Here is a 6348-nt window from a genome sequence, read left to right on the forward strand (position 1 = left end):
ATGATAAAAAGGGAAACCTCACTTAAAAAAAGCATTAAATCCAGACGGCTCAGGGCCGGATGGGATAACGATTACTTATTCAAGGTCCTGGCAGGATGATTTCCAAATGCGGTTACCCTGATAAAGACATTGGTTATTATTGACAATAGGATTTATTGTTGATACATAACTTATTTTAGATAAAACTTGGATGAATTCGGACTTAAGAAATTCATTATTCTACAGGACAAATTAAAAAAAGATGAATAAATTTTCCTGGCCGGATCCGGCGAGCCAGAGCGCATTCCCCATCGCAAGCCCCGGATATCCCCTTATAGGCGCAGCGGCATTTACCACTTTCGTTTTTGCGCTTTTAGAACTAATGTTTCCGGCTTTGTTGGGTTTAGCTGCCACTCTTTTCATAATATATTTTTTCAGAGATCCGGATCGAGTTGTTCCTAATGGCAACGGACTCGTCGTTTCTCCTGCGGATGGTAAAGTTGTTGCTGCGGGCACGATTAATAACAGTACCTATTACAAAGGGGCATGCGTAAAGATAAGTGTATTCATGTCGGTGTTTAATGTTCATGTAAACCGCATGCCCTGTAAGGGGAAAGTTAAAACAATCCGTTATAATCCAGGAAAATTTTTTAGTGCAAATCTGGACAAGGCATCAAAAGAAAACGAGCAAAATGCTGTCTATCTTGAAACGGAAGACGGAAAGGAAATATGTACTGTGCAAATTGCCGGTTTGATTGCGAGGCGGATAATATGCAAAGTTCAAGAAGGCGATGAAGTGGATCGCGGGCAACGTTTCGGAATGATATGTTTCGGGTCACGGCTTGATGTTTATCTTCCAAAAGATTCAAAACTTAATGTGGCTGTGGGAGACATGGTAAAATCAGGTACAACTGTACTGGGAGAAATGACATGAAAAGAATTAAAAGATTTGAGAGAGAAAAATTACGCCGCGGAATTTACATCCTGCCGAATATATTCACATCTCTTAATATTTTTTGCGGATTTTATGCTGTCATTGTCTCTATAAATGGAAAATTTGTTGCAGCGGCTATAGCGATTTTAATTGCCGGGATATTCGATTTGCTGGATGGAAAAATTGCACGGGCCACCAACACCACCAGCAAATTTGGTATCGAATACGATTCGCTGGCAGATCTTATATCCTTTGGGCTGGCACCCGGGTTGATGATGTACTTGTGGGCGCTAAAACCGCTGGGGCGGATCGGCTGGCTGGCAGCTTTTTTATTTATGGTCTGCGGCGCACTGCGTCTTGCCAGATTCAACACACAAGTAGGAAGGATAAGCAGCAGTCATTTTATTGGGCTTCCGATTCCAGCAGGAGCAGGGATGAATGCAGTTATTGTACTTGTTTTTCACAAGCTTGGTTTACCGGTGGAAGCCAACCATGTTTTGATCCTTGTGGTACTTTACATCCTCGCATTTTTAATGGTTAGCAACATAAAATATAACAGCTTTAAAAAACCTGAGTTGTTTAAAAAAATGAATTTCAATGTATTGGTTACGGCAATTTTAATACTGATTTTTATTGCTGCACAGCCATCCATTGCCCTATTTATTTTAGGACTCACCTATGTGCTTTCCGGACCCATCAACCTGATATGGCGACATGTAAAACCAAAAAAGGATAAAACCAAAACCAACGAAATAGATGAGCACAGCACCACATCTCCATAGAAATTATATAAATCAGGTGTAAAACAGAGGCATTTAGCCCAGTTGAAAAGTTAGCTCTAGCTGAACCCTGAGACGGGGAATAAAAAAAGTAATAGCGAAAACACGAAATTTATTTTTTCGTGTTTTCGTTTTTTCGTGATAAAAAAGGGTTTAATATTAGCATGGTAAAATCATATGAAATAGCCGTTATTCCCGGGGATGGTACGGGGCCCGAGGTAGTTCGGGAAGGAATTAAAGTCCTGGATACAGTTGCCGTAAAATGTGGGTTTAATTTAAATTATAATTATTTTAATTTAGGTGGCGATCATTATAAGGAGACTGGCGAGATCCTACCGGATGATCTTCTTAAATCACTGGCGTCACATCACGCCATATATCTGGGAGCGATAGGACACCCTGATGTAAAGCCGGGGATTCTGGAAAAAGGAATTTTGCTGAAAATCAGATTTTTTCTTGAACAGTATATAAATCTTAGACCGGTCAAGCTTTATGAAGGAGTTGATACACCGCTAAAGGATAAAGGCCCGGAGGAAATAGACTTTGTTGTTGTTCGAGAAAACACCGAAGGCCTTTACGCAGGCGCAGGTGGATGCTTAAAAAGAGGAACTGATGATGAAGTCGCTGTGCAGGAATCGATAAACACAAGGAAAGGTGTGGAGCGGTGTATCAGATATGCTTTTGAATATTGCAGAAAACGAAATAAAGACAAAAAGCTCACTCTTTGTGGGAAAACAAATGTGCTGACATATGCGTTTGATTTATGGGAACGGGTATTTAATGAAGTTGCCAAAGAGTATTCGGATATTAAGGCGGATTATGCCCATGTTGATGCAATATGCATGTGGATGGTAAAGAATCCGGAGTGGTTTGATGTGATCGTGACCGACAATATGTTTGGGGACATTATAACGGATCTGGCGGCAATGATACAGGGGGGTATGGGGATTGCTGCCGGTGCAAACATTAACCCTGAAGGGGTATCAATGTTTGAACCAATTGGGGGGTCGGCTCCAAAGTATACAGGAAAAAACGTGATTAATCCAATTGCTGCCATATCAGCAGGCCAGATTATGCTTGAAACAATGAATGAAACCAAAGCTGCTTATATGGTAGAAGACGGTGTAAAAAAGGTATTGCGTGATGACTTAAAAAGTGTGTCAGCAGGCAGGATGGGATATACTACACAGGAAGTGGGTGACCTTATCGCAGGGTATATTGACCAAAAATTTTAAGGGATGATGAATGGCGATGTGGGAAAAAAAATTTAACATAGCTGTGGCAGGAGCAACAGGTGCGGTGGGAAATCAAATGATATCGTGCCTAGAAGAGAGGAATTTTCCGGTAAAATCAATTAAACTATTGGCTTCATCAAGATCGGTCGGTCGCAAGTTACGTTTCAGAGGAGATCGATGGGCGGTTGAAGAATTAACCAAAGAATCTTTTAGAGGGATGGATATTGCACTTTTTTCCGCCGGTGGAACTGCAAGCCAAACATTTGCTCCAGTTGCGGCAAAGGATGGGTGCATTGTCGTTGATAACTCGAGTACATGGCGAATGGACCCTGAAGTTCCTCTGGTTGTACCGGAAGTAAATCCTCAGGCAATCGCCGGTTATACAAAAAAAGGGATTATCGCCAACCCGAACTGTTCAACCATACAAATGGTGTTACCGTTAAATCCCATACACAAAAAATACCAAATAAAAAGGATAGTGGTTTCAACCTATCAGGCTGTATCCGGAACCGGTAAGAAGGCCATAGATGAGCTTTTTGACCAGACCAGATCGATGATAAATTTTATGGATTACGACAAGAAGGTGTATCCGCATAGAATTGCGTTTAATTGTATTCCCCATATAGACGTTTTTTTGGATAATGGTTACACCAAAGAAGAAATAAAAATGGTTAATGAAACCAGAAAGATTTTAGCAGATGATAATATTGGTATTACAGCGACAACCGTACGTGTTCCGGTTTATTTTGGACATTCAGAGTCGGTTAATGTGGAAACAGAAAAGGAAATATCAGCAAACGAAGTGAGATCTTTGCTTGAAAATGAACCCGGACTAAAAGTATTGGATCAACCTGAAGAAAATATTTATCCCTTGGCAATTGATGCAGCAGGGCAGGATCTGACTCTGGTCGGACGAATCAGAGATGACAAGTCCGTCCAAAATGGTATTAATATCTGGATTGTAGCGGACAACATACGTAAAGGTGCCGCAACCAATGCTGTTCAGATCGCTGAAATTCTGGCAAAAGATTATTTATCGGGAGTATAACAGTTGGATCGAATACCTATGACGCAAAAAGGTTATGACGTTCTTAAAAAGGAACTGAATAATTTAAAAAAAGTTGAAAGACCTAAAAATATAAAAGCAATTGAAGAAGCTCGCGCTCACGGGGACCTTTCAGAAAACGCGGAATTTGATGCGGCAAAAGATCGGCAGAGTTTTATTGAAGGCCGTATAGGTGAATTGACATTTAAACTGGCAAATGCAGATGTAATTAACACTGACAAGCTTCCCACAGACAGGGCTGTATTCGGCTCAAAGGTAATGATTGAAAATATAGATACCGGTGAAAATATCGAGTATCAGCTTGTAGGACCTGAAGAGTCTAATATTGAACAAGGCCGAATATCTGTGTCCTCACCTTTGGGGAAAAAAATTATAGGGAAAAGACCGGGAGATGAGTTTGTCCTGCAGGTTCCTGCGGGGAAAAGAAATTTTGAATTGATAGAGATATTATAATCGTAACAGACGGAGGAAATAAAGTGGCACGCATTACTGTTGAAGATTGCTTGAGAAAAGTACCCAATCGTTTTACATTGGTGAACATGGTGGCAAAACGAGTACGGCAGATACGTGAAGGATCCGAGTACTTGGTAAGCTCTCCAAAAAACGAAGATATTGTTGTTTCTCTACGCGAAGTTGCCGCCGGAAAGGTTATTATTAAACCGGAAGCAGAGCCGGAAATAGAGCCGGAAACAGAGGAAGAAGAGTTGGCTGCTGAAAACTGATTTTGTCATTGGACAGTAATACATACCAAGCATTGAACCGATATGCCGGGAAGGCTTTGCATCAGTACAATATGATTTCTGATGGAGATCGAATTGTGGTTGGGCTTTCAGGTGGAAAGGACAGTCTCACCATGATGTGGGTATTAAAGGAAAGGCTGGCCCGTATACCGGTTCATTATGATCTGTTTGCTGTTTATATCGATCCCGGGTTTAAAGGGGGATTTTCCCGAACCCTGGAAAAATATTGTCAAGAATCAGGATATAAGCTAAGAGTGGAATATACCGATTATGGAATCGTTGGGCACAGTGAGAAAAACAGGGAAAACCCCTGTTTTCTTTGTTCACGATTACGCAGGAAGCGACTTTTCGAAATTGCAGACGAACTCGGATGCAATAAATTGGCACTGGGGCATCACAAAGATGATATCATCGAGACCCTGTTTCTAAATATGTGCTATGCCGGTGAGATCAGTACAATGATTCCTTCCCAGACATTTTTTAAGGGAAGATTTACCGTAATCAGGCCTCTGGCGTTTGTGGGGGAGAATTTAATAAGACGATTTGCCAAAAAACAAAATTTTCCTGGTTTTATTAATCCATGCCCCAGCGCCGGAGCTTCCAAACGGCATGAGATAAAGGTTTTTTTAAAACAGCTGTACCGAGGTAACCCAAAGATCAAGGGTAATATCTTCAGGGCCATGAGTAATGTTAATAATGAATACCTATTAAAATAACAATGAAAGACATTCAAAATCAACGCGATTATCGCAATATACCGATTGATAAGGTTGGGATAAAAAACTTACGATATCCCATAACTGTTCTTGACCGAAAAAACGGATATCAGCACACAGTGGCATCTATAAATATGTATGTTGATTTACCGCATAAGAACAAAGGGACACATATGAGCCGGTTCGTTGAAATTCTTCACCTGTTTCGACCGGAAATATCGTTAAAAAAAATTTCAGAAGTTCTGGATGAAATGAAAAAACACTTGAATGCAGCATCTGCTCGTATTGAAGTCTCTTTTCCTTATTTTATTAAAAAGAATGCCCCTGTCAGTCATTCTCCAGGCCTAATGGACTATACCTGCAAGATTGCGGGGTGGAGTGGCCCGGATGGTAAGCTTGATCTTGTTTCGGAAGTTGCGGTACCGATTTCCTCAGTATGTCCATGTTCAAAAGAAATAAGTGAATTTGGTGCACACAATCAGAGGGGGGAGGTAAAGGTAAGCACCCGGTTTAAAAAATTTATTTGGATGGAGGACATGATTGAGCTGGTGGAAGAGGCTGCTTCGTGTGATGTCTACTCTGTATTAAAACGTGTCGATGAAAAACACGTCACGGAAAAGGGTTTTTCCAACCCAAAATTTGTTGAGGATGTGGTTCGAGATGTTTCCAAAAAGCTGTATGCGGATGACAATATCACCTGGTTTTCCGTGAGTGCGGAAAATTTCGAATCGATTCACAATCACAGCGCTTTTGCACATATTATCGGCAATAAAGTTAATGACTAGTACAAAGTTTCATTAAAACATTTACATAAAATATAATATGTGATATAGCTTCTTCAAAAACTATGGAGGAAGCTATGCCAAGAAAAAGCCAAAGACCCAAATTACAATTAGACA

At 40.7% G+C, this 6348-nt stretch carries 8 protein-coding genes; all 8 read left to right on the forward strand.

Annotated features, from left to right (window positions below):
* Positions 1–241: 241 nt before the first annotated feature.
* The 8 genes from SWH54_19840 to folE2 all read left to right on the forward strand — a co-directional run bounded on the left by SWH54_19840 (position 242) and on the right by folE2 (position 6234).
* A complete protein-coding gene (locus tag SWH54_19840; protein MDY6793522.1) occupies positions 242–913 on the forward strand; it encodes a phosphatidylserine decarboxylase family protein in 672 nt (223 codons plus the stop codon).
* Positions 910–1695, forward strand: a complete 786-nt coding sequence (gene pssA / locus SWH54_19845; protein MDY6793523.1) for a CDP-diacylglycerol--serine O-phosphatidyltransferase — start codon at positions 910–912, stop codon at positions 1693–1695. The genes SWH54_19840 and pssA overlap by 4 nt, the downstream gene beginning before the upstream one ends.
* Positions 1696–1856: 161 nt before the next feature.
* Positions 1857–2927 (forward strand): 3-isopropylmalate dehydrogenase, encoded by a 1071-nt coding sequence (locus tag SWH54_19850; GenBank protein ID MDY6793524.1) that lies wholly within the window; start codon positions 1857–1859, stop codon positions 2925–2927.
* A 10-nt stretch (positions 2928–2937) separates the two neighbouring features.
* Positions 2938–3975 carry an aspartate-semialdehyde dehydrogenase gene (locus SWH54_19855; protein MDY6793525.1) on the forward strand — a complete coding sequence of 346 codons (1038 nt, stop codon included), beginning with the start codon at positions 2938–2940 and terminating at the stop codon, positions 3973–3975.
* Positions 3976–3978: 3 nt separating this feature from the next.
* Positions 3979–4446: a transcription elongation factor GreA gene (gene greA, locus SWH54_19860; protein MDY6793526.1), complete on the forward strand. Its 468-nt coding sequence runs from the start codon at positions 3979–3981 to the stop codon at positions 4444–4446.
* Between the two features lie 23 nt (positions 4447–4469).
* Positions 4470–4715 (forward strand): DNA-directed RNA polymerase subunit omega, encoded by a 246-nt coding sequence (gene rpoZ / locus SWH54_19865; protein MDY6793527.1) that lies wholly within the window; start codon positions 4470–4472, stop codon positions 4713–4715.
* An 8-nt stretch (positions 4716–4723) separates the two neighbouring features.
* Positions 4724–5449 (forward strand): ATP-binding protein, encoded by a 726-nt coding sequence (locus tag SWH54_19870; protein ID MDY6793528.1) that lies wholly within the window; start codon positions 4724–4726, stop codon positions 5447–5449.
* 2 nt (positions 5450–5451) lie between these two features.
* Positions 5452–6234 carry a GTP cyclohydrolase FolE2 gene (gene folE2 / locus SWH54_19875; GenBank protein ID MDY6793529.1) on the forward strand — a complete coding sequence of 261 codons (783 nt, stop codon included), beginning with the start codon at positions 5452–5454 and terminating at the stop codon, positions 6232–6234.
* The last annotated feature ends 114 nt before the right edge of the window (positions 6235–6348 follow it).

Source organism: Thermodesulfobacteriota bacterium (genome assembly GCA_034189135.1).
Classification (GTDB): domain Bacteria; phylum Desulfobacterota; class Desulfobacteria; order Desulfobacterales; family JAUWMJ01; genus JAUWMJ01.

Coding starts and splice junctions, on each gene's coding strand:
- SWH54_19855 (MDY6793525.1), top strand. CDS start 2,938: ATGGCGATGTGGGAAAAAAAATTTAACATAGCTGTGGCAGGAGCAACA.
- folE2 (MDY6793529.1), top strand. CDS start 5,452: ATGAAAGACATTCAAAATCAACGCGATTATCGCAATATACCGATTGAT.
- pssA (MDY6793523.1), top strand. CDS start 910: ATGAAAAGAATTAAAAGATTTGAGAGAGAAAAATTACGCCGCGGAATT.
- SWH54_19840 (MDY6793522.1), top strand. CDS start 242: ATGAATAAATTTTCCTGGCCGGATCCGGCGAGCCAGAGCGCATTCCCC.
- SWH54_19850 (MDY6793524.1), top strand. CDS start 1,857: ATGGTAAAATCATATGAAATAGCCGTTATTCCCGGGGATGGTACGGGG.